This is a genomic window from Vibrio sp. R12-SG2-ISO1, assembly GCF_059834045.1.
Genome location: NZ_JCBDGO010000001.1, coordinates 95,202 through 115,059, shown reverse-complemented (window position 1 = coordinate 115,059; position 19,858 = coordinate 95,202). Strand labels below are relative to the sequence as shown.

14 protein-coding genes and 7 tRNA genes are annotated in these 19,858 nt (G+C 49.1%); 16 read left to right on the top strand and 5 right to left on the bottom strand.

Annotated features, from left to right (window positions below; translation table 11 throughout):
- Nucleotides 1-127 precede the first annotated feature (127 nt).
- Complete coding sequence (locus AC6R10_RS00505; RefSeq protein ID WP_500671169.1) at nt 128-613, bottom strand: DUF3015 domain-containing protein; 486 nt, start codon at nt 611-613, stop codon at nt 128-130.
- A 360-nt stretch (nt 614-973) separates the two neighbouring features.
- Between AC6R10_RS00505 and uvrY the strand changes: the two genes are divergently transcribed.
- From uvrY to pgsA, 3 genes are all read left to right on the top strand, one after another.
- A complete protein-coding gene (uvrY, locus tag AC6R10_RS00500; RefSeq protein WP_334550669.1) occupies nt 974-1,618 on the top strand; it encodes a UvrY/SirA/GacA family response regulator transcription factor in 645 nt (214 codons plus the stop codon).
- Nucleotides 1,618-3,450 carry an excinuclease ABC subunit UvrC gene (gene uvrC, locus AC6R10_RS00495; protein ID WP_500671168.1) on the top strand — a complete coding sequence of 611 codons (1,833 nt, stop codon included), beginning with the start codon at nt 1,618-1,620 and terminating at the stop codon, nt 3,448-3,450. The genes uvrY and uvrC overlap by 1 nt, the downstream gene beginning before the upstream one ends.
- Before the next feature lie 78 nt (nt 3,451-3,528).
- Entirely contained in the window at nt 3,529-4,086 is a 558-nt protein-coding gene (gene pgsA, locus AC6R10_RS00490) for a CDP-diacylglycerol--glycerol-3-phosphate 3-phosphatidyltransferase (protein ID WP_334550665.1), read from the top strand.
- 33 nt (nt 4,087-4,119) lie between these two features.
- On the opposite strand, the gene AC6R10_RS00485 is transcribed toward pgsA, so the two are convergent.
- Nucleotides 4,120-7,209: an EAL domain-containing protein gene (locus tag AC6R10_RS00485; RefSeq protein WP_500671167.1), complete on the bottom strand. Its 3,090-nt coding sequence runs from the start codon at nt 7,207-7,209 to the stop codon at nt 4,120-4,122.
- A 329-nt stretch (nt 7,210-7,538) separates the two neighbouring features.
- Here AC6R10_RS00485 and AC6R10_RS00480 point away from each other — a divergent pair.
- The 9 genes from AC6R10_RS00480 (at nt 7,539) to AC6R10_RS00440 (ending at nt 11,115) form a co-directional block, all read left to right on the top strand.
- Nucleotides 7,539-7,612: transfer RNA gene (locus tag AC6R10_RS00480), tRNA-Cys, on the top strand.
- Between the two features lie 3 nt (nt 7,613-7,615).
- Nucleotides 7,616-7,691, top strand: a tRNA-Gly gene (locus AC6R10_RS00475).
- A gap of 78 nt (nt 7,692-7,769) precedes the next feature.
- A tRNA-Leu gene (locus AC6R10_RS00470) sits at nt 7,770-7,856 on the top strand.
- Nucleotides 7,857-7,884: 28 nt separating this feature from the next.
- Nucleotides 7,885-7,960: transfer RNA gene (locus AC6R10_RS00465), tRNA-Gly, on the top strand.
- Between the two features lie 403 nt (nt 7,961-8,363).
- A tRNA-Gly gene (locus tag AC6R10_RS00460) sits at nt 8,364-8,455 on the top strand.
- A 210-nt stretch (nt 8,456-8,665) separates the two neighbouring features.
- Nucleotides 8,666-8,757, top strand: a tRNA-Gly gene (locus tag AC6R10_RS00455).
- A gap of 59 nt (nt 8,758-8,816) precedes the next feature.
- Nucleotides 8,817-8,908, top strand: a tRNA-Gly gene (locus AC6R10_RS00450).
- Nucleotides 8,909-9,172: 264 nt separating this feature from the next.
- Nucleotides 9,173-10,294 (top strand): methyl-accepting chemotaxis protein, encoded by a 1,122-nt coding sequence (locus tag AC6R10_RS00445; RefSeq protein WP_500671166.1) that lies wholly within the window; start codon nt 9,173-9,175, stop codon nt 10,292-10,294.
- Between the two features lie 20 nt (nt 10,295-10,314).
- Nucleotides 10,315-11,115 carry a hypothetical protein gene (locus AC6R10_RS00440; protein WP_500671165.1) on the top strand — a complete coding sequence of 267 codons (801 nt, stop codon included), beginning with the start codon at nt 10,315-10,317 and terminating at the stop codon, nt 11,113-11,115.
- A 48-nt stretch (nt 11,116-11,163) separates the two neighbouring features.
- Here AC6R10_RS00440 and AC6R10_RS00435 read toward each other — a convergent pair whose 3' ends face one another.
- Both AC6R10_RS00435 and AC6R10_RS00430 read right to left on the bottom strand, forming a co-directional pair.
- Nucleotides 11,164-12,267 carry a PQQ-dependent sugar dehydrogenase gene (locus AC6R10_RS00435; protein WP_500671164.1) on the bottom strand — a complete coding sequence of 368 codons (1,104 nt, stop codon included), beginning with the start codon at nt 12,265-12,267 and terminating at the stop codon, nt 11,164-11,166.
- A gap of 28 nt (nt 12,268-12,295) precedes the next feature.
- Entirely contained in the window at nt 12,296-12,796 is a 501-nt protein-coding gene (locus AC6R10_RS00430; protein WP_500671163.1) for a GNAT family N-acetyltransferase, read from the bottom strand.
- Between the two features lie 241 nt (nt 12,797-13,037).
- Here AC6R10_RS00430 and pheS point away from each other — a divergent pair, with 241 nt between their 5' ends.
- The 3 genes from pheS (at nt 13,038) to AC6R10_RS00415 (ending at nt 16,993) form a co-directional block, all read left to right on the top strand.
- Entirely contained in the window at nt 13,038-14,021 is a 984-nt protein-coding gene (gene pheS, locus AC6R10_RS00425) for a phenylalanine--tRNA ligase subunit alpha (RefSeq protein WP_334550655.1), read from the top strand.
- Between the two features lie 18 nt (nt 14,022-14,039).
- Nucleotides 14,040-16,445, top strand: a complete 2,406-nt coding sequence (pheT, locus tag AC6R10_RS00420) for a phenylalanine--tRNA ligase subunit beta (protein ID WP_500671162.1) — start codon at nt 14,040-14,042, stop codon at nt 16,443-16,445.
- Between the two features lie 308 nt (nt 16,446-16,753).
- Nucleotides 16,754-16,993, top strand: a complete 240-nt coding sequence (locus AC6R10_RS00415; RefSeq protein ID WP_500626854.1) for a hypothetical protein — start codon at nt 16,754-16,756, stop codon at nt 16,991-16,993.
- A gap of 155 nt (nt 16,994-17,148) precedes the next feature.
- Here the strand turns inward: AC6R10_RS00415 and AC6R10_RS00410 are convergent, their stop codons facing one another.
- Entirely contained in the window at nt 17,149-18,588 is a 1,440-nt protein-coding gene (locus AC6R10_RS00410; protein ID WP_500626853.1) for a sucrose-specific PTS transporter subunit IIBC, read from the bottom strand.
- A gap of 237 nt (nt 18,589-18,825) precedes the next feature.
- Between AC6R10_RS00410 and AC6R10_RS00405 the strand changes: the two genes are divergently transcribed.
- Nucleotides 18,826-19,815 carry a LacI family DNA-binding transcriptional regulator gene (locus AC6R10_RS00405; RefSeq protein ID WP_500671161.1) on the top strand — a complete coding sequence of 330 codons (990 nt, stop codon included), beginning with the start codon at nt 18,826-18,828 and terminating at the stop codon, nt 19,813-19,815.
- The last annotated feature ends 43 nt before the right edge of the window (nt 19,816-19,858 follow it).

Here is a 19,858-nt window from a genome sequence, read left to right as displayed (position 1 = left end):
ATCCTAAATCGGCTTGCGATGACTTTAACGCCAACATGCTGATAATTCGAGTGGTACAGTGATATTCAATATAACTTTGAGAGGATCAAAGACGCCACACAAGCGTGCAGCGCCTTTTAAGCGAGGATTAAATCGCGTAGTTGGCCAGTGTTTGGTCGCTTGAAACCAAGGCGTTGAGGTTGATGAACACCTCTTCAGACGTGACGTTTTCAGACTGGAACACTTGCGAGAAGTTCTCTTGCGCTAGCGTATTGAACGCGCCTTTATCTGATTCTTGGATGCCCCACACTTCAGAAAGTGTCGCGAGCGTTTCACCTTCGCCTTTCGCGATGTCACGCGCAAGATTGTCCATGTTGCCATCGATAAACAGGGCTAATTTCTGCGCTGAGTTGATCGTGCCGTTGCCATCACATCCCAATGTACCAAATGTAATACCAAAAGTTTGGTTACCGAACGTACCGTTTGTTGTGGCGCCTAGCACTTTGAAGACTTTGCCAGATTGACCATCAAAAATCATGGTACCTAGACCACAACCGATATCAGAATCGGCCATTGCGACGTTTGAGAGAGGAAGAGTTGAAGCCAGTGCTGCCACTGCGAGAAGCTTTTTCATACCATATCCTTATATCATTATGGTTCGTCAGCTTAATGCCAACGAAGGTTATGCAACGCAATTCGTTACATCCTTTTTATGAATAGTTGAAATTGATTGCATTTTCAATGCATAGCTACGAATAAAGTATTCATGCTCCAAATGTTGAGAATCTATCGCTTTAAATAGTGTCAAACTATTGATTCTTAGGTTAATTAAGTGCAGTCCAACAGTTATGAAAATAAGTTCTTGCTAAACTTTGCGTTTGGGCACATATTCAGTGCAGGCAATAAAAACCAAAATGAGTTAAACTAGGCAGCCATGCTGTTATCCACTGTATAAGTGGGTGCAGAGCCAAGTTAAAAGTGTGGAGATACAAGTTTGATAAATGTTTTCCTTGTAGATGATCACGAGCTGGTTCGCACAGGGATACGACGTATTATTGAAGACGTCCGTGGAATGAACGTAGCAGGGGAAGCTGTAAGCGGTGAAGATGCAGCAAAATGGTGTCGTAGCAATCATGCAGACGTCATTTTGATGGATATGAATATGCCCGGTATTGGTGGCTTAGAAGCGACAAAGAAAATCCTGCGATTCAATCCAGATGTAAAAATCATCGTTTTGACTGTTCATACGGAAAATCCGTTTCCAACGAAAGTGATGCAAGCGGGAGCTGCCGGTTATTTAACCAAAGGTGCAGGTCCTGATGAAATGGTCAACGCGATCCGCGTTGTTCACAGTGGTCAGCGTTACATCTCACCAGAGATAGCGCAGCAGATGGCATTAAGCCAATTCTCACCCGCCTCTGAAAATCCATTCGCTGATTTATCAGAGCGTGAGCTGCAAATCATGATGATGATCACCAAGGGGCAAAAAGTGACGGACATTTCCGAACAACTCAATCTTAGCCCCAAAACGGTAAACAGCTATCGCTACCGTTTGTTCAATAAGCTGCACATCAGTGGCGATGTTGAATTGACGCACCTAGCGATACGACATGGAATGCTCGACACCGAGACCCTCTAGTGACACAAACGTTTGACTCGGTAACCTTCCTTAAGACTGTGACCAATCAGCCCGGTGTGTACCGCATGTACAACACCGAGGCTGAGGTTATTTATGTCGGCAAAGCCAAAGACCTCAAAAAGCGCCTCTCTAGCTATTTTCGCAAAAATGTGGATAGCGAGAAGACTCGCGCGCTCGTCAGTCATATCGCCAAGATAGATGTCACCGTTACGCACACGGAGACGGAAGCCCTTATTCTTGAGCACAATTACATCAAGCAGTATTTGCCTAAGTACAATGTGCTATTGCGTGACGATAAATCCTATCCGTACATTTTTGTTAGTGGTCATAAGCACCCGCGGCTTTCAATGCATCGTGGGGCGAAAAAGCGTAAAGGTGAGTATTTTGGTCCGTATCCCGACTCTGGTGCTGTTCGAGAAACGTTGCATCTGATTCAGAAGATCTTTCCGGTTCGTCAATGTGAGGATACGGTATACAGTAATCGCACCCGCCCTTGTTTGATGTACCAAATTGGTCGCTGTGCTGCACCTTGTGTCAGTGACGTTATTTCTGACGCGGAATATCAAGAGCTGGTTGATCTCGTGCGCTTGTTCTTACAAGGCAAAGACAGCCAAGTGCTCTCGACGCTGGTGGAAAAAATGGAGCAGGCGAGTCAGTCACTGCGCTTTGAAGATGCGGCTAAGTTTCGCGATCAGATTCAAGCCATCCGCCGCGTGCAAGAGCAGCAATTTGTCTCTGAAGATTCGATGGACGACATGGATGTACTGGGTTTTGCTCAAGAGAAAGGTATCGCGTGTATCCACATCTTGATGATTCGCCAAGGCAAGGTACTTGGCTCTCGAAGCCATTTCCCTAAGATCCCGGCTGAAACCGATGCACAAGAGGTCTTTCACAGTTTCCTGACTCAGTATTACCTCGCGCACAACGAAGCACGCACCGTACCAACGCGTATCATCTTAAATGCGGGGTTAAGCGACGAAACCAAAGCGCTGCAAACCGCACTCAGTGAGCGGCTCGGTCGTAAAGTCCATTTTCATACCAACCCGACAGGGACACGGAGTCGCTACCTCAAACTGGCGAACACCAATGCACTGACAGCAATCACCACCAAGATCAACCATAAAATGACCATCTCTCAGCGCTTCAAAGCACTCCGGGAGGTATTGGGTATGGAGACGATCGCCAGAATGGAGTGTTTTGATATCTCACACACCATGGGTGAGAGTACGATTGCCTCTTGTGTGGTATTTAACCACGAAGGCCCATTGAAGCAAGAGTACCGGCGCTACAACATTACCGGGATCACCGGTGGTGATGATTACGCTGCGATGGGGCAAGCGCTTGAGCGCCGATACGCCAAGCAGCTTGATGTCGAAAAAATCCCCGACATTGTCTTTATTGACGGTGGTAAAGGTCAGCTTAACCGAGGCCATGACATCATTTCGCAATACTGGGGAGATTGGCCAAAGCGACCCAAACTGATTGGTATTGCGAAAGGGGTGACACGAAAACCTGGCCTCGAAACCTTAATCACCACCGATGGTGAAGAGTTCAACTTGCCCAGTGACGCGCCTGCTTTGCATTTGATGCAGCACATTCGTGATGAGAGCCACAATCATGCGATTGCCGGGCATCGTGCGAAACGTGGTAAAACACGCCGTACGAGTGCACTTGAAGGCATTGAAGGCATCGGACCGAAACGTCGTCAGGCGCTGCTGAAATACATGGGTGGCTTACAAGAGCTCAAACGTGCGACTGTTGAAGAAATCGCCAAAGTTCCGGGCATTAGCCACTCTTTAGCAGAAAACATCTATCAAGCATTGAAACAATAAGAAAAATCCCGCAACATAAGAGCCCGCCAAAACGGCGGATTGCCAGCCGTACGCACACAAAAAGAGCCTTAAATAAATATGCGTTTAAACATTCCGAACCTACTGTCTTTGTTGCGACTTTTCTTGATTCCCATCTTCGTCGTGGCATTTTATCTTCCTTACGCTTGGGCTCCATTCGCGGCGGCAATGATTTTCTTTGTGGCAGGGTTCACCGATTGGTTAGATGGCATGTTGGCGCGAAAACTGGGTCAAACTTCCCGTTTTGGTGCGTTTATCGATCCTGTTGCGGACAAAGTGCTGGTGGCAACCGCCTTGATTCTGATTACCGAGCACTTTCACTCCATTTGGGTGACCATCCCTGCTGTCACCATGATTGCCCGAGAGATCATCATCTCTGCGTTACGTGAATGGATGGCGGAAATCGGCAAACGCGCCAGTGTCGCCGTCTCTTGGGTTGGCAAAGTGAAGACGGTGAGCCAGATGTTTGCGCTTTGGGTTCTGATTTGGCGTTACGATGATTGGATGATTTGGCTCGGCTACGCGGCATTATACGTCGCGACTTTTCTTACCTACTGGTCGATGGCGCAATACTTGTTGGCCGCCAAAGATGATCTACTCGACGAAGAACATCATTAATCCATTACGTTCATGTTTCACACTCACAGCCCGTCAATCGACGGGCTGTGTTGTTTCTAATGCTGAAGGTTCAGTCAAGGCGGGTTGTTGCGTCGGAACGTAGTGGCTGAGTTGATCTATAGGGCTTGGCATAGCAAAACAGTAGCCTTGCAAGAAATCCACATCCAGTTTGGTGAGTTTATCCAAATGCGCGGTGGTTTCCACGCCCTCTACCACGACGCGCAGCCCAAGCCCTCTCGCCATCACGACGATGGTCGAGACAAAGTTAAGGTCGTTGTCGTTAAACACGATGTCTTTGACAAACGAACGGTCAATTTTTATCTCATCAATCGGCAGTTTTTGCAGTAAAGACAGAGAGGAGAAGCCGGCGCCGAAATCATCGAGTGAGATCTTCGCGCCCGCTTGGCTCAAGGTGGTGAGCGCTTGTAAGCAGGCGTCGAAATCTGTGATGGCGGCGGTTTCTGTGACCTCAAAACAAAAACGGCTGACAGGAAGGTGGTGGTGATGAATGATGGTGATCAGCTCATGGGCGAAGTCGGGTTGGATTAATTGTTTTGCACTCAAGTTGACAGAGACATGCTGGTAGCGGCTAAGGCTGACGGACTGTTTAATGTCGCGACACACCTGATGAATCAGATGCTTACCCAGTGCACCAATCAGGTTGATTTCCTCTGCGAGACGAATGAATTGATGCGGCGCAACGTGTCCAAGCTGCGGTGAGTGCCAACGCGCCAAGGCTTCCACAGCGGTAAAGTGATTGTCCGTTGGGGAAAACAGCGGTTGGTAGTGCATGACGATTTCGCGGTTTTCAATCGCGAGTTTGAGGTGATGCTCCATGGTCACTTTATCAAACAGGGATTCTTCGTCTTGTTGGCGATAGCAGGCGGGCTGTGTTGCACCTTGGCGCTTGGCTTGGTACATGGCAATATCTGCCCGCTTAATGAGATCATCGGGCGTTGTCGCATCCCACGGATACATGGCAATGCCAATACTGCCGCTGGCGACCAGCTCAATCTCTTCGCAGTGCAGCGGTTTTCTGATGACGTCCAACATATCACTGGCGAGCGCCAGCGCTTGTTCGCGGTTTGCCACATCGCAAAAGAGTAAGAACTCATCACCCCCTAGTCGGGCGATGCGATGTGTCGCGGCTAATGTGCTTTGTATTTGTTGCGTGACATGTTGTAACAAGGCGTCACCGACATGGTGACCAAAAGTATCGTTGATGAATTTAAAGCGATTTAAATCCATCAACATGACCGCTTTGGGCTGTGTCGGTAGGGCTGCAAGTTGGCTGTTCATGACTTCAATGATCTTGCGGCGGTTCGCTACGCCAGTTAGAGCGTCGTAATAGGCCATTTGACGGATTTTTTCCGCGCTCACTCGGCGCTCGGTGACATCGGTGACCGAGCCGATCATTTTCACCGCGCGACCCTGCGCATTATATAGGGCGGAACCAGCCGCATTGACCCACAATATCTCACCTTTCGAACTTTTTAAGCGAAATTCCAACTTGAAAGGGGTTTGATCGCGCAGATGCTGCTTGAGCGCTTGCTTTAGCGTGTCTCTATCTTCATGGTGAGCTAAGTCGATGACCTGTTCGAGAGGGTAGACGCCGCTAGTTCGGCTGCTCTCTATACCCACCATCGCCAGTAAACGACCATTGAGGCGAAAATGGTTAGCAGCGATATCCCACTCCCAAATACCATCGTTTGAACTATTGGACACCACTTCAAGTTGTTCAAGCAGTTGCTGTGATTGTTGCTCGTTGTGTTTGCTGGTGGCAATCAGGGCGTCACGCTCGATAAACAGTGCCAGCATATCTAAATAGTTATTGAACATCGCCATCGAGTGAATGTTGACTTCGTCATTGATGGCGTCCACAACCGACACCAGTTTCCACTGCTGCTGGGTTCCGGTGGCGATCGGGATGATGGTGGCAATGTAGTGGGTATCGTGTTGGATAAACGGAAAACTCTCGATTCCGTCGCTGATACGATGTTGACTATCCAACGTGCTAGGATGTGTCATCCCTTTCTCAGCCCAACTGTCGACGTGGTATTCACCATGACGCCCTGTGGCTAAACATGCCCAAGCGAGCGGACTGTTATAGATACTCTGGGCATCTAAGATGGCAGAGAAGCCCTCTTGAGCGAGGGAATAAAAGTTTTCAAAAATCTCAAACGACGATCGCCCTTCATTGGTCAGTAAAGCTTGGCGAATCGGGGAGCCGAGGGTGGGGTCGATGGCCTTGCGATCTTCGCGAGGCTTAACGCCACAAGAGCGCCGCACAATCAACTGTTGCTCGAGCGATGTGCTGATTCTTGAATAGGGTGCACCTTGCATCCGCTTAAGGGCTCGAAAGAAAACATCTCGAGTGAGCGTCTCAAGCCTTTGGTCGACAGTGGTGAGCGGCGGGGTAGTGTGGTCGCCAAGAAAGACATTGTCCACACCAACCACCGCGATGTCCTGTGGTACCTTTAGGCCCTTGTGTTCAAGCTGTTCTATCATTCCAATCGCATTGTGGTCGGTGGCACAAATAATCGCGCTACACGGTGATTGGCGCTGTTGATAAAGCACCGCTGCTTCACGGCCACCGGCCAGCGAGCAGTTGTTGACTTCGAAGATCATCGCTTGACTGGCAGGGTGACCATAGGCCTGTTGGATGGTTTTATAGGCAGAGAAACGTTGTCGAATGTCATCAACGGTAAAATCGCCACAAAAGCCTATCTGGCGGTGACCAAGTGAGGTGAGATGCTGGTAGAGGGCGGTGATTCCCTGAGCTTGGTCGCTAAAAAAGTGTTCAACGTCCAATGAATAATGCCCACCCATTGAAAGGACGGGAATGTTGAGAGAGAGGGCATGTTCAACCAAACGTTCACTGGCGCAACCGAGCAATACAATGAGCCCATCTAAATGCAGAAAACCGACGGGTAAATCGAACTCTGGATGATCGCCACTGCGAATAAACATCAGGTTGATATTGTTCTCAAAGGCAAGCTGCCTGAGGGTCGCGTTTATCTCACCCATGTAAAATCCACTCAGCACCGGCATGATGATACCCAGCGTCGGTCGCGTTGGAATAAGGTTGTCTGGTCGCTGCATTGGGGCTTTTCTCTCCGCCATATTCTTTTTAGAACTTCATTCTATATAGAACTCAGTGTCGAACGAGTAGCAAAGCAAGATTTTGTTTCTTGGCTCACGCTCTGTGCAAGAGGGTACGGGGCCTAGCGCACAGTTGGTGTTGATTTGGTTGACAACGAAACAGACAGAAACAAGGTAAAGAATTGGCGGAAATTGAACAGAAAATAGTTAATTTTGAAAGTTTTGGCGGTAAATTAGACAAACGATTCAAAAAATAAAAATTAGTGTTGACGAACAAGTTCGAATCCGTAGAATGCATCCCGTACCCAAGAGGAAGGCAGCAAGCAAGCAGCTTAACTTGGTACGACGAAGGCGCGTTGGCAGAGTGGCTATGCAGCGGATTGCAAATCCGTGGACCTCGGTTCGACTCCGGGACGCGCCTCCATTTGCGACACTAGCTCAGTTGGTAGAGCGCAACCTTGCCAAGGTTGAGGTCACGAGTTCGAACCTCGTGTGTCGCTCCAAATATTCAGATAGCGATGATTCGATATCTAGATGGTGTGTTACGTTTCCGTAACGGCATCACAAATTTAGATTTGTGTGCCCTGGTGGTGGAATTGGTAGACACAAGGGATTTAAAATCCCTCGGCGTTCGCGCTGTGCCGGTTCAAGTCCGGCCCGGGGCACCATCTAACGCTAAGTTATTAGCAAACCTATGCGACACTAGCTCAGTTGGTAGAGCGCAACCTTGCCAAGGTTGAGGTCACGAGTTCGAACCTCGTGTGTCGCTCCAAATTATAAGCCCTAGCAGAAATGCTGGGGCTTTTTGGTTTTTGGTTTTTGGTTTTTGGTTTTTGGTGATTGTCCATGCCAGTGAATAGTGGCATCAATTGGCAGAGCGCAACCTTGCCAAGGTTGAGGTCACCCTTATGTTCAAAAGAAAGCGAACCTCGTGTGTCGCTCCAAATTATAAGCCCTAGCAGAAATGCTGGGGCTTTTTGGTTTTTGGTTTTTGGTGATTGTCCATGCCAGTGAATAGTGGCATCAATTGGCAGAGCGCAACCTTGCCAAGGTTGAGGTCACCCTTATGTTCAAAAGAAAGCGAACCTCGTGTGTCGCTCCAAATTATAAGCCCTAGCAGAAATGCTGGGGCTTTTTGGTTTTTGGTTTTTGGTTTTTGGTGATTGTCCATGCCAGTGAATAGTGGCATCAATTGGTAGAGCGCAACCTTGCCAAGGTTGAGGTCACGCTTATGTTCAAAAGAAAGCGAACCTCGTGTGTCGCTCCAAATTATAAGCCCTAGCAGAAATGCTGGGGCTTTTTGGTTTTTGGTGATTGTCCATGCCAGTGAATAGTGGCATCAATTGGCAGAGCGCAACCTTGCCAAGGTTGAGGTCACCCTTATGTTCAAAAGAAAGCGAACCTCGTGTGTCGCTCCAAATTGCAAGCCCTAGCAGAAATGCTGGGGCTTTTTGGTTTTTGGTGATCGTCCGTGCCAGTGAATAGTAGCATCAATTGGTAGAGCGCAATCTTGCCAAGGTTGAGGTCACGCTGATGTTCAAAAGAAAGCGAACCTCGTGTGTCGCTCCAAATTACAAGCCCTAGTAGAAATGCTGGGGCTTTTTGGTTTTTGGTGATCGTCCGTGCCAGTGAATAGTAGCATCAATTGGTAGAGCGCAATCTTGCCAAGGTTGAGGTCACGCTGATGTTCAAAAGAAAGCGAACCTCGTGTGTCGCTCCAAATTGTAAGCCCTAGCAGAAATGCTGGGGCTTTTTCGATCTCTACGCCCCATTTTGGGGCGTTCTGCTCATTGATCGCACTCATTGTCTCCCTTCCTCACTATTTTTTACGCGTCATTCTCGTTAACTCATTGAACTCTCTATTCTTATTGTTATGTCTCGAAAATGAATCATTTGGTGCAAAAGTTGCACATGCTTTTTCATAACAACTAAAAGGAGTGTCACGCACTCAATGGATGATCACGACACTAAATAAGGATTGTTTATGCGTGTTTATGTTCAGTCGCTAGGGGTAGTTGGGGCGGTTCGGTTACAAGGCGGTTTGTTGCTGCTAAGTTTAGCCCTTGCCGCGTTAGATCAACTGGTTTATGGCTATGCGGTCATGTTGGCCGGCATGGTAATAATGCTTTGGGTTTTAACCGCCATAGGCAAAGATCAGCGGACGTTATCTCATCATGTGTCGCTCGCCTCAGATTCTCGCCGCTTGGAGAGTGATGAGATGTTGGATGCCAGCCGGGCAGGCCCACTGCAGTCTCTGTTTCCACTCCTTGATAATTTGGTGCGTTTGAACCGCAGAGAACTTAAGTCTATTCAATCGATTAGCCACGAAATGCAATATTCATCCACTGAGCTTGCGGCCAATGCACGTAGCGTAGCGTCATACAGCCAAAAGCAGGCGGACATCATTAATGCCTCGGCCTCGGCAGCGACAGAAATATCGGCGAGCATTGATGAAGTAGCGACGCGTATCGAGCAGACAAGACGCTCGGCGGATGAAGGTCAGCAGCTTTGTCTGGTGAGTGAAAAAGCGATGCGCGAGACAGAGCTACAGGTGGAAAAAGTGGCTGGAAACGTCAAAAAGGCCGATCACAGCCTTGAAGTCTTGGAAGAAAAAATGACGTCTATCATCGCGATGTCTGATGTGATTCGAGACATGGCCGAGCAGACTAACCTCCTGTCACTCAATGCGGCTATTGAAGCAGCCAGAGCGGGCGAACAAGGGCGAGGTTTTAATGTCGTGGCGGAAGAGGTGCGCCGTTTAGCACAAACCAGCCATCAATCGGCAACGGCGATCACCAAGCAAGTCAAAGAGGTTACCGAGAGCATGGCGACAGTGGTCGAGCAGGTGCGCCACGTGGCGGCGTCGAGTGAAGCGAGTCAAGTCAGTGTGGCATCGGCGATGAGCGCGATTGATCAAGTGGTTGCCTCATTGAATGATGTGACGCAGCAGATTGCTGGTATTGCAACAGCTTCTGAACAGCAAGCGATCGCAACCAAAGAGATTTCAAAAAACATGGAAGAGGTCGCGTTGGCGGCAGGTAAAAATGCAGCAATGGCGAAAGAGAACGCGAATGTGGCAGACCACCTAAAAAGCTTAACGGCGTAGATATTGTAAGGAGAACCATCATGATGATTTCGGTACTGACCGCGCTCGCGTTGACCTTGGCCATCTTTGTGGCCATTATGATTGCGTATTCCATGCGTCGCCGCGCGTATCTCGCTCGTCAAGCTAAGGGTCTGAATCTGCTGAAAGAGTGTCGGATACTGCTGACGCTTGTACAACAACACCGTGGCTTGACCAATGGCTATTTAAAAGGGGACAACGCGCTGATGGGGCAAATTCATCCCATTCAAGCGCAGGTCTTACGCGCTATGGAGCGACTGAATCAAGAGCCTTGGTTTATCGATAGCGTTGAGTGGAAGGATATAGAGCAGCGCTGGTCGGTGATTGTCGATCAACACCAATCCATGAGCCCAGATCAATCGTTGCGTCGACACAGCGCTATGATCGCTTGTTTGTTGTTTTTGATTGATGATTGCGCAGAATATTTCCGCTTGTATGAAATTGTCCATGAGGAGCGCGGTTCGATTCGCTACCTATGGCAAGATATTCTCGTCACCGCGGAAAACATTGGTCAAGCCAGAGCTATTGGTACTGGGGTGGCCGCGGCCAAAACGTGCAGCAGTGTCGACCGGATACGGCTCAACTACCTCAATCAAGCGATCGGAAAAATTGAGCATCTCGATGGCAATCCCACCCTCAAAACGCTCAAGGCTACTATAGAGCGTCAGGTGCTGGTTGAATCAGTAGACATCACGCCAAGCGATTACTTTGGTCTGGCGACGTCCGCGATTGAAGTGCTTCTCGACACCTTTGATCGGACCTTGGAAGAGGCACAAAAGAAACTCTCAGTGTCACCGTCTTAACTCGTAGCCGATTCAGCAGCAGCGCAGGCACCCAGCGCGCTAAACGCTCTAAGGCTTAGTCAGTTGAAACAGTTTTCCGCTGTCTGTACTAAACACGATGCCTCCGTTGGGGAGCACTTCGATATCTCGGATACGTTCACCCAAAGACTCCAGTATGCGCGTCTCTTCGATGATGTTGTTGTTTTGCAAAGTCAAGACGTTGATATGGGTGAGTTTTAGCGCCCCAGCGAGAAGTTTGCCATCCAGCTCAGGAAAGGCCTCGCCGCGATACAGCACTAACGAGCCAGGTGCGATAGAAGGAACATACACTTTTCGGGGAGAGGTTACGCCGGGCGCTTCTTCAGCTTCACCCACCGCAAGCGGCCCCCAATACTCTTTACCGTGCGATGTGATAGGCCAACCATAATTCGCGCCTTTTTCTATCAGATTGATTTCATCGCCGCCGCGTGGCCCATGCTCTATAGACCAGAGTGTTTGACTTGGGCCGTCGTAAAGCAGTCCTTGGGGATTTCGATGACCATAGCTCCAAATTTCTGCTTGCGCGTCCTTCTCGGTAACAAAAGGGTTGTCTTTTGGCGCTGAACCATCGAGATGAAGCCTTAGTATCGAACCTGCATGCGTGGAACGATCTTGACCATTGGGCCGCTCACCACGGTCGCCAATGGAGAGGTAAAGGTATTGGTCATCAAAGGTAATCCGGCTGCCAAAATGGCGACCGGTATCAGAGCCAGATGTTGTCACGAGCAGTTCACGCCACTCGTTGAGTTTACCCGCTTGAATCGTTGCAGTTGCCAGTGCGGTTTCAAGCGCATCGCCGACACGTTTAGTGAAGGTAAAGTAGTAGCGATCGCTCTCGAAAGGTGAACGGGCGACATCCAACAATCCACCTTGTCCCGACACCGCCACATCGCTGACTTGATGGATGGCCGTGTAGCGCTGAGTGTTGAGATTCACTTGACCGATTTCGCCATTTCTCTGGCTGATAAGTAAGGTGGTGTCATCGACAGCGGCGATTCCCCAAGGGACATTGAGCCCGGAGACGATAAGATTGGCTTGCCACTCCTTCTCTGACACTTGCGCAGTGGCGTAAGTGACGTTCAGTGAAGCAAGTGTATAGATTAAAAAAGCGCGCGTGAGAAATAGCTTGGTCATACATCGTCCTCTGAGTTAGAGCCGAAAACTAGTCCGTTATGAATGATTTTAGCATCCATACGTCGCAGCCGTTGTGCTCTGTTTCGTCCATTGGCTCGGCTAAGTGTGTAAAGCCTAAGGATTCATACAGAGCGATGGCTTGCGTCATGCTTGCGAGTGTGTCGAGATAGCACTCTTCAAATCCGGCGGATTGAGCGAACGCCAAACATTGCAACGCCAACGCTTTGCCGATTCCGAGACCGCGAGTTTCAGGCAAAAGAAACAATTTCTTCAGTTCACAGCGCGTAGCGGATTGGCCAAACGGCGCCAAACCACACCCACCAACGACTTTGCCATCCAAGAGAGCAACCAAGTAGAGGCTGCGTTCGCTCGGTCGGTAGTGCTCACTCATGGTGAGCACTTCGGCATCGGAAGGGCCAAAGCCTTCCCCAATGGCGCCGAACTCTTGCCCGACACGTTTGATAATATGGCAGATTGCGTCGTTATGTTCCGCTGTGATTGGGGTGATGGTGTAGCTCGGTGTGTCCAATTCTGATTCCTTGTCCGTTTAAATATGTGTTACCTACGATAGGCCTAAATAGAGTTTTATCAAGGCTTGGGGCGAATTTTCATTCAAAGGCAGTAATTATCACGATTTCGGTTTGGATTTGACCTTGGCATTCGTTACTATGTACAGCTATTTGAAAATGCCCACAATCCCTTTTGGGAACCTTATGGACACTACCACTTATGGCGGTTGTGATTGACCGACATAGGGTAATGAGGAAACGATGCAACATCTACAAGAGATCATTGCTAATGCGAACGCAGCCATTGATGCTGCGACATCGCTCGTCGCACTTGATGAAGTGCGTGTTCAATACCTAGGAAAAAAAGGTGAGCTGACGGCTCAACTTCAAAGCCTAGGTAAACTGCCACCGGAAGAACGTCGTGAAGCGGGTCAAGAGATCAACAAAGCGAAAGGTGTGGTTCAACAAGCTATCGCGGCGCGTAAAGATGCCCTTCAACGCGCAGAGCTAGAAGAGAAACTGGCCGCTGAAACCATCGACGTGACACTCCCTGGTCGTCGCATCGAAAACGGTGGTTTGCACCCGGTGACTCGTACTGTTGAGCGTATCGAGCAGTTCTTTGGTGAGCTAGGATTCAATGTTGAGTCTGGTCCTGAAATTGAAGACGCTTTCCACAACTTTGATGCCTTGAACATTGCAGAGGATCACCCAGCACGTACGGATCACGACACCTTCTTCTTCAATCCTGATTTGATGCTGCGTACTCACACATCGGGTGTACAGATTCGTACAATGGAAAACGGTCAGCCTCCTTTCCGTTTCATTGCGCCTGGCCGTGTTTACCGTAATGACTATGACCAAACGCACACGCCAATGTTCCACCAAGTGGAAGGCATGCTGGTGGATGAAAACGTCAACTTTGCTCAGTTAAAAGGTATCCTGCACGACTTCCTATGCAACTTCTTCGAAGAAGAGGTTCAGGTGCGTTTCCGTCCATCTTACTTCCCATTTACTGAGCCTTCAGCGGAAGTGGATGTAATGGGCAAAAATGGCAAATGGTTGGAAGTTCTCGGTTGTGGCATGGTTCACCCGAACGTACTTCGCAGCGTTGGTATCGATGCGGAGAAATACTCTGGATTTGCATTTGGTATGGGTGTCGAGCGTTTGACTATGCTGCGCTACGGCGTCAACGACTTGCGTGCGTTCTTTGAGAACGACCTTCGTTTCCTTAAACAGTTCAAGTAATCCAGGGGATACATCACTATGAAATTTAGCGAATCATGGCTTCGTGAGTGGGTAAACCCTTCAGTCTCGACTGATGAACTTACTCACCAAATTACTATGGCCGGCCTAGAAGTCGATGACGTGCTACCTGTCGCTGGCGAGTTTACTGGCGTAAAAGTGGGTAAAGTGGTCGAATGTGGTCAGCATCCAGATGCGGACAAACTGCGTGTGACTAAAGTCGATGTTGGTGCAGAAGAGCTGCTAGACATCGTGTGTGGCGCGTCGAACTGTCGCCAAGGTATCAAAGTGGCTGTCGCAACGGTTGGCGCTGTGCTACCGGGCGATTTCAAAATCAAAAAAGCCAAGCTGCGTGGTCAACCATCACACGGCATGCTGTGTTCATTCTCTGAGCTCGGTATTGATGTTGAATCTGATGGCATCATGGAGCTAGCAGAAGACGCAGTCATCGGTACAGATTTCCGAGAATTCCTAGGTCTTGACGATGTAACCGTTGACGTAGACCTAACAGCGAACCGTGCGGACTGTTTCAGTATCCGTGGTATGGCGCGTGAAGTTGGCGTTCTCAACCGCGCTGACGTAACTGAGCCAGCGGTGAACCCAGTGGCTCCTGTTATCGATGATCAAGTCTCTATCGAAGTGAAAGCGCCGGCGGCGTGTCCACGCTACCTTGGCCGTGTGGTTAAAAACGTTAACGTTCAGGCTGAAACGCCGCTTTGGATGCAAGAAAAACTGCGTCGCTGCGGTATTCGCTCTATCGACCCTGTGGTCGACATCACTAACTTTGTTCTTCTAGAGCAAGGCCAGCCAATGCACGCATTCGATCTTGCTAAGATTGAAGGTGGCATCGTGGTTCGTATGGCAGAGCAGGGCGAAAAGCTTACTCTTCTAGACGGCAGCGAAGCTGAGCTAAACGCAGATACGCTAGTGGTTGCAGACCACAACAAAGCTTTAGCTATTGCGGGTATCTTTGGCGGTGAAGAGTCTGGTGTAACGACTGAGACTAAAGACGTACTACTTGAGTGTGCATTCTTCGCACCAGACCACATCCGTGGCCGCGCGCGTAGCTACGGTCTACACACGGATTCTTCCATGCGTTTTGAGCGTGGTGTGGATTTCGCACTACAAGCTAGCGCAATGGAGCGTGCAACAGAACTTCTTGTTGAGATCTGTGGCGGTGAAGTCGCACCTGTTGTTGCTGTAGAGTCAGAAGCTGACCTACCAAAAGCAAATACAGTAGCTCTACGTCGCACTAAGCTAGACAGCCTACTAGGTCACCACATTGCTGATAGCGATGTTGTTGAGATTCTAGAGCGTCTTGGCTTAGCGGTTGAAACAACAGACGCAGGTTGGACAGCAACAGCACCGACATGGCGTTTTGATATCGCTATCGAGCAAGACCTAATTGAAGAAGTCGGTCGTATCTACGGTTACGATAACATCCCCAACCAAAACCCAGCCGCAGCACTTAAGATGCACGACCACGTTGAAGCGAACATTCCGCTAAAACGCGTTCGTAACTTACTTGTTGACCGTGGTTACCAAGAAGCGATCACTTACAGCTTCGTTGAGCCTGAGCAGCAAAAACTGATCGTTCCGGGTGTTGAGCCACTAATCCTGCCATTCCCAATCTCTGCGGATATGTCAGCAATGCGTCTTGGTTTAATTCAAGGCCTGCTCAACACTGTGGTTCACAACCAAAAACGTCAACAGCCACGTGTTCGTCTATTCGAATACGGCCTACGTTTTATCCCTTGTGAGTCTGCTGAAAACGGTATGCGCCAAGAGCCAATGCTTGCTGGTGTTATCGCAGGTACTCGCAGCGAAGAGCACTGGGACATCGAAACTAACACAGTTGATTTCTTTGACCTGAAAGGTGACCTAGAAGCGGTGCTTGAGCTAACAGCTAACGAAGCCGCTTACTCTTTCGCAGCGCTTTCTGCTGAAGACAAAGCTGCGAACCCAGCGCTTCACCCTGGTCAATCTGCAGCTATCATCGTTGATGGCAAGCAAGTTGGTGTGATTGGTACCGTTCACCCAGAGCTAGAGCGTAAGTTTGGTCTAAACGGCCGTACTATCGTATTCGAAGTGGAATGGTCTGCAATCAACACCAAAGTGATTCCAGAAGCGGTAGCGCTTTCTAAGTTCCCATCAAACCGTCGTGACATCGCGGTCGTTGTTGACGAAGCCGTCGCTTCTGGCGACATAGTTGCCGCATGTCGAGAACAAGGTGGTGAGTTCTTGAAAGGCGCGAAACTGTTCGATGTTTACGTTGGTAAAGGCGTTGAAGAAGGCAAGAAGAGCCTAGCCATCGCTCTGACCTTGCAGTCGGTTGAGCGTACGCTCGAAGATGCGGACATCGCCGGTGCGGTTGACGCCATCGTCGCGCACATCTCGGATAAGTTTGGCGCGAGCTTGCGCGATTAATTGTCAGTATTGACTGAGTAATAGAGAGCCCGAAGCGACCTAGCTTCGGGCTTTTTTTCATCTTTATCACACTGCATCTCAACGGAAGCAGAAAAAATTACTGTCAATAATGTTGTATAGTATGACAAAATATGTGCACTGAGCGTGAGTTCCGTGCTTCAGTGAAGGTTACACTATCACTCCCCCCAAGTGTGTTGTTGCGTATCGATAAGATCGGTGACGCAATAGTTTTGCCCAAAAAAGCAAACGTTTGCACCAAGGTGATAAGACAGAAATAGATACAGATAATTGAATATTAAGGGTTAGTTGTGGAAAAGTTTTTTACAGCATTAGAACAGTTGGGGTTAGCTTGCACCCCAACTCAAGAAAATTCGCAGACGCTCCTTTGGGATGGCGTGGTGGACAATCAAGGCACAGAGACCAATGTTTGGATTCGTTGGTGCAACGAATTCAAGCGCCCGATTTATTGCAGTTTTGGCTTTCAAAGTTATTGCCATGCATTGTTTATCCGTAAGAACTTTGACAACGCATACCCTATCAGCGCTTAATTTCGTGTGGCTGTAGGTCACAAGTGAAAAAGCAAAACGCCCCAATATCAATGATATGGGGCGTTTTTTGTTCTTCAAGACATTCAACTAACAAAAAAGAGCCCCGCTCAGGCGAGGCTCGGCGTCAAAAACATGTTTTGACTGCGGGGATTAGGTTAGGCCGTCGCGGTGGCCACCGCTTTGGCTTTGTCTCGCGCACCGAGTACCAAAGTCAAACCAAAGGCGACAGCGAATGAGATGGCCATGCCGGCGACATAGTATCCAATCTTGTCAGGGGTGATTGAGATAATGCCCGGTAGTCCAGCTGCGCCCAGTGCTTGCGCTTTCACGTTGAATAAGGTGACAAACGCACTCGCCGCCGCTGCACCAATGATGGCAGCGATGAAGGGGTAGCGTAGCTTGAGGTTCACACCAAACATTGCCGGTTCGGTAATACCGAGCAGAGCTGTGATACCAGATGGCATTGCGATACCTTTCAGTTTTGTCTCTTTGGTGGTGATGCCGACCGCAAGTGCTGCTGCACCTTGTGCGACGTTCGACATTGCCGCAATCGGGAAGATGAAAGTACCACCGGTCACAGCGATGTCTGCCAATAGTTGAGTTTCAATAGCGATAAAGCTGTGGTGCATGCCGGTGATAACAAACGGCGCGTAAATAAAACCAAACAGCGCGCCACCAATAAAGCCAGCCGAGTCGTAGAGCCAGTTGAGGCCATCACCGAGCAAGAAGCCGATATCGCGGGTAATGGGTCCAACGAGTGTGAACGTCAGGAAGCCCGTAATGAAGATTGCCAGCATGGGTGTCAGCAAGTTATCCAACACAGATGGGATAAACGAACGCAGGCCATTTTCGACTTTCGCTAAGATGAACGCTGACACGAGCACAGGCAGAACCGAACCTTGATAGCCGACTTTCTGAATCTCAAAGCCAAAAATGTTCCAAGTCGGAATCGTACCCGCAACGCTCGCGCCGCCAAACCCCCAACCATTGAGCAAATCTGGGTGGACCATCAACATACCCAGTGCTGCGCCTAAGAAGGGGTTGCCACCAAATTTCTTACTGGCAGAGAAAGCGAGAAGAACTGGCAAGTAAACAAAAGGCGCATTGGCGAAAGTGTTGATCATACTTGCAAGATCGGCGAGGCCTGGGTTTGCGTCAATGAGTGACTGTCCTTCAATGAACAGACCCGTCGCGGTCAGCACATTAAACAGCCCCATCAACAGACCTCCCGCCACAATGGCAGGGATGATAGGGACAAAAATGTCCGATAGCCCCTTAACAGCGCGTTGGACGATGTTCTGCTTTTGTGCACCCGCAGAGGCAACGTCCGACGTGGACATTTCGCTCATGCCAGTCAGTTTCGCCATTTCTGCGTAGACTTGGTTGACGATGCCTGAGCCAAAGATAATTTGGTATTGCCCTGCCACTTTAAACTGACCTTTGACGCCATCGAGATTGCCGATAGCCTCTTCATCGATTATCGAATCGTCTTTCAATGCTAGGCGAAGACGAGTCGCACAGTGGGCGAGTGCTTGGAGGTTATCTTTGCCTCCTAGCAGCGTGAGCAGCTCTTTTGCAATGTTAGGATAATTCATTCCGGACCCCAGTTTGGTTCGTTACTGTTGATTATATACAATTCTCGCTTGTTCTCTTTGGGAACGTTTGCAAAATGGATTTTTGGAGATTTAACCTATTCAGTCAAAGAATATTGGATGTTTATGTGAGATGGATCGGTTTATATTTTTTGCTAAATCGTTTGAGCAGAGTGATTTTTGCGGTGTTTTTTGCTAATTTTTGCAAACAATCCCAATAAGTTAACCCAAGGAATTCCGATGGCGAGCCTACATGACGTCGCGAAGTTAGCCGGCGTCTCTAAATCGACGGTATCCCGAGTCATTAATGATGAATATGGCGTGAAAGAGGCCACCAAGCAAAAAGTGATGAAGGCAGTCGAAGAGGTTGGTTATGTGGTGAATCAGGTCGCCAAAGATCTCAAATCGCAGAAAACCAATCTGGTGGGCGTCATCGTTCCTCGTATGTCATCAAACGCGGTTTCCCTCGGTGTTGATGGCATCAGCGCGGCGTTTGAAGCCGCAGGAAAACATGTGTTGTTAGCGAGTTCTCAACAGCTGTCAGAAAAAGAAATTGAATACATTCAGGTATTTAATCAAAAGCGGGTCGAGGGTATTGTGCTCTATGCGACCCATATTGACATGCAATTGGTCGATGCTATCCGCGCCTCTCGCGTTCCCGTTGTACTTGTCGGGCAAGATGGCTCGCTGTTCAACATACCCAGTGTGGTACACGATGATTTTCGCGTGGGCTTTGAAGCGGGTCACCGCTTATTGGATGCGGGCTGCAAAAACATCGGCTTTATGGGTGTAAGAGACTCCGATATCGCAGTCGATAGCTTGCGTTCGCAAGGCTTAGAGCAAGCCCTAAGCATGCGCGGCGCACAACCTCTGCTGTTCCATAGTCATGGAGAGTTTTCGGTTGATTCGGGTTATGCGCAGATCCCGTCGCTTATCGAGCAATACCCTCAATTGGATGGCCTATTTTGTGCGACGGACCGCATTGCCGTTGGCGCGATCAAGGCCTTGCAAGAGCGTGGCATTCGAGTTGGCGAGCAAATCAAAGTGCTCGGAGTGGGGAATGATGAACTGGGCTATGTGGTATCACCGAGTTTATCTACCTTTGGTTATGCCTTTGATAAAGCGGGAGAAAAAGGTGCCAAGCTACTGCTCGATTTGATTGAAGGCCAACCTCAAGAAATGAGTAAAGTGGTATTAACGTTTCATCGGGTTGATCGAGAGACGTGCTGATCCCTTGATACTCAGATTTTTATCTTCAGTTAGGCTACTGGGA